This window comes from Roseateles albus (assembly GCF_028595345.1).
In the GTDB taxonomy this organism is placed as follows: domain Bacteria; phylum Pseudomonadota; class Gammaproteobacteria; order Burkholderiales; family Burkholderiaceae_C; genus Paucibacter_A; species Paucibacter_A albus.
The window spans coordinates 1-3,446 of sequence record NZ_JAQQXT010000036.1 but is presented as its reverse complement, the minus strand read 5'-3'; the positions used below and the strand labels follow the sequence as shown (position 1 = coordinate 3,446).

The 3,446-nt window shown below is 56.1% G+C and carries 5 protein-coding genes; all 5 read right to left on the bottom strand.

Annotation, left to right across the window (positions count from 1 at the left end; all coding sequences use genetic code 11):
- Nucleotides 1-310: 310 nt before the first annotated feature.
- The gene (locus PRZ03_RS23780) at nt 311-799 is read right to left on the bottom strand and encodes a hypothetical protein (RefSeq protein WP_273602573.1); all 489 of its coding nucleotides are present in this window, start codon (nt 797-799) and stop codon (nt 311-313) included.
- Nucleotides 800-911: 112 nt separating this feature from the next.
- Entirely contained in the window at nt 912-1,361 is a 450-nt protein-coding gene (locus tag PRZ03_RS23775) for an SRPBCC domain-containing protein (protein ID WP_273602572.1), read from the bottom strand.
- A gap of 144 nt (nt 1,362-1,505) precedes the next feature.
- Nucleotides 1,506-1,982 carry a GNAT family N-acetyltransferase gene (locus PRZ03_RS23770; RefSeq protein ID WP_273602571.1) on the bottom strand — a complete coding sequence of 159 codons (477 nt, stop codon included), beginning with the start codon at nt 1,980-1,982 and terminating at the stop codon, nt 1,506-1,508.
- Between the two features lie 45 nt (nt 1,983-2,027).
- Nucleotides 2,028-2,594, bottom strand: coding sequence for a nucleotidyltransferase family protein (locus tag PRZ03_RS23765; protein ID WP_273602570.1), 567 nt, complete (start codon nt 2,592-2,594; stop codon nt 2,028-2,030).
- Nucleotides 2,595-2,805: 211 nt separating this feature from the next.
- A complete protein-coding gene (locus PRZ03_RS23760) occupies nt 2,806-3,294 on the bottom strand; it encodes a GNAT family N-acetyltransferase (protein ID WP_273602569.1) in 489 nt (162 codons plus the stop codon).
- Nucleotides 3,295-3,446 lie beyond the last annotated feature (152 nt).

Here is a 3,446-nt window from a genome sequence, read left to right as displayed (position 1 = left end):
CCAGGTAGTTCAGTGCAAAGGCAAAGCTGCCCGGCACGATCTGCTCCGACAGCACCACCGGCAACATCAGCGCGTGGCAATCACTGGGTTTGTAGCGCGGCACAAGCAGACTCCTGAATTGAGCCTGCACATTTTAAAAGTTATGCAGCTAAATTTGAATCGGGGGTGACCCGACTGGGGAGTTTTTTTACAGCCTCAACGTTGAAACTGAGCCATTGGGAGCGGCTGGGCATGCAAGGTCAAGAATGAAATGGGGACCGGAAGTAACCAGCCGTTGCGAGGCAGCTCGAACGCAGGGCTCGACCGCACTCTACGCAACCCACAATAGCAGCATTGCAATTGAATTCGCCAGGGCGTGCGGGACGGCAGCCGCCAAGAACCCTTGCCTCAAGGATGTGTGGCGCCAAGCAATGTAGCCACAAGAGAACACAAAAAATCCCCATACGGTTCCGAAGAACCAGAGCGCCCCGACCAGCCCGTGCAAGCCGCCCCACAACACAGCCGAAAAGGCCGCACACACAGCAGGATGTAGTGATGTGGATGACAGCACTTTGAGCAGCCCAGCGAGCATGAACGTCTCGACAATAGGTGAAAAGACGACGGCACCAAAGACGTTGCCCAGCGTGACATCAATCGCAGGCGCCGAATGGGCTGCGGCGTTCAGCCCTGCGGCTTCAGCTGTCAAGGTCGCCAACAAGACGAGGAATGCCGAAGGAATGAGTGCCAAGGGCACTAGGGACAGGCAGTACTTCCAGAGCGACACCTCTGGGTGGAGCAAGAATCCGAGCAAACGGCGCATTGCAGTCTCACGTCTTAATTGATCAGCCAATTGTGGTGGGCTTGCAGATGACCCAAAAGGAGATGTCGCGGCAAATGGCGACACGCCTCGAAGGGTCTAGTTGAATGATGGGTTATGCGGCACTCTTGCCAAGCGCAAGCTCGGCAGCGAGGCGGCTAAGGTTCTGCTCGTTCGCTGCGGCGACGAAATCTGCCAATTGCCTGTAGTGCTCTGCTGTATCGAAAGTTTGGCGCCACATCACCTTCGTGCCCTCGCCATGCGGCAGAAGTTCGATGGTGAGAACAAAGTGATGCCCATTGAGGTGTTCGATCTCAAAGAGTTGATCCTGGACGAGACGTACGAAACGGTTTTCGGTCGGGTAGTCCGTGCCGTCTGGCCCGTGCATCGTCAACCGCCAACTGCCGCCTGGCACGAACTCGTAGGCGTGAATCGTGTTTGTAAATCCATCGGGACCCCACCACTTGGCAATGCAATTCGGATCGCGCATGGCAGTGAACAACTTAGCCGGGCTTGCTGGGAAGAATTTGGTTCTGATGTCCGATCGGATTTCGATGGGTTCCATATGTTCTCCGGATGGTCGGACGGACTGTCTGTCTGTGCCGCCTAACGTTGAAGCCGAGGGGCCACAGCCAGTTGGCCGCGCGGACCTGAAAATATACAGGTAGCCTCGCGCGGCCAGTTGGCGGAGGTCCATTCGAGCACCAGCTTAGGCATCAGCGTCAAGCAGCCGCTCATAGCAAATACTGGTTGGGTCGTTGGCGTACTCGCCGAATGGGGGAATACGTTTGAATTCCATCGACTCATAGAGAAGCATCGCTGGCAGCTGCTTACTGCCGGTTTCGAGGACTAGCCGAATGTAGCCAAGCCGCTTGGCTTCGCCCACGAGATGCAAGAGCACTGCGCGAGCCAAACCCTGGCGCCGGTGCTCGCGATGGACATAGATCCGCCGGAGCTCGGCATCCGTCATACTGAGCTGGCGCACTGCTCCGCAAGCGAGCGGGCAACCGTCTATGTATGCAACGACGTAAACGCCGCGCTCACAAAGGGGTTCGTTTGTGGCGAATTTGGTGGCGCCGACAAATAGTTCCGGATACAAAGCGCGTGCGTCAACCGATGCCTCGTTAAGCAAGCTCAAGGCATCTGCGCCTTGCGGGTCGACATCTCGAATGACAAGGCTCTTCATGGATGCCTCACGTTTGAGCTGGCAGAGGGCCACTCGAGCGAACGGTTAGGCGCCATGCTCTACCTCCCGCTCGTTCACGCTTAGCCAAGGCCAGCGTTGCCTGTAGCTTGCAACCTTGCGAACGAAGAGATCCGTTTGCGGAACCATAGGGTTGGCTGTGAGCGTGCCCGCGTATACGCCAGCCAATCCATAGGGAGCGTGGCACTCCCTGGGCCTGACACCAACACAGGTTTCCTTAACGAGGAAGCGCTTGATGCCCTCCTCGGCCGAGCTGAGTGGGGTGTACGGTTGCCCAAAGAAGTCGGGGTACCAGAGGTGAACGCGGGCTTGGTTGGCCACTTCAACAGTAATACCAAGGTCCATGAGTACCGAATCCACGTGCCGCTGGGCCTGCTCCTCGCTCTCCTTGGTCAGGTCACCTGCGTCGAAGTAGAAGATGTCGTAGTCCTTGATGTTCTCACCGGCTTGCCTCGACGACTTTACATTCCAGATGGTCTGAAACAAGCAGCCTGCAACGAGCCACGGGTTCGGTAGCTCAAGGCGTTGCCAGCGAGACAAGATGGCGCGATTCGCCTGATTCGCGGTGACGTCTTCGAGAAAGGTGGTTTCCATGGCGCATAACGTTTGAGCTAACTTGCCCGCGGCGGCAAGGCACCGAAGGGTCAGAATTAAATGAGGCCCGCAGCCGGTGTGACGTTGCAGGCCCGGTTGAGCGATGGGCTAACGTCGAATTTGAGCCGCGAGCGGCGGCTGGGCACGGAAGGCCCAGAATGAAATAGGGGCTTGAAGAGACCTGCCGTTGCGAGTCGGCTCGAAAGACCGGTTAGGCCTCACCTGCTGGCCTCGACCATCTGATGCGCAAGGGCAACACCACAGCATCCATCTCACCAGTTTCAGGCTCGATACCGACTTCTTCAAATCCAAGGCTTGAGTAAAAACGTTTCGCCGCCTCGTTGTCTGGTTTATAGCAAATGTGGATGTTCCGCGCAGTGTCGTCTGCGCATATCTCCCGAAGGACGAACTCTAGAGCCTGCCGACCGTACCCGCGCCCTTGAAATCCCGCATCGATCATCAATCGCCAAATTTCATATGTGCCCGGTTCGCTATCACTTTCATCTGGCGTGCAGTACAAGACAAAGCCGATCACCCGCTCGTCACCGTAGATAGCATGGGTGCGAAGTGATGTATTCAGGCTGGCCTCGGCTATTGAATAGGAGTTGCTCGCGAGGTACTCGTATTGGTGATCAAGCAACCGAAGATCGACGACATCGTCTAAGTTCTCAAGCGTGATCTTTCTTAAACTGATCTTCATATGAGCATTGGTGCAGCGTGTGTTGTGACGCCTAACGAGGCTGTCCAAAAACCCAAACTGCGCATTCACAACCACCGCTGGATGTGCGTGTTAGTTTTCGAGTTCGCATTTCAGGACTCATCGATGAATTTGTCTGTGTAAGCCGAAATTTT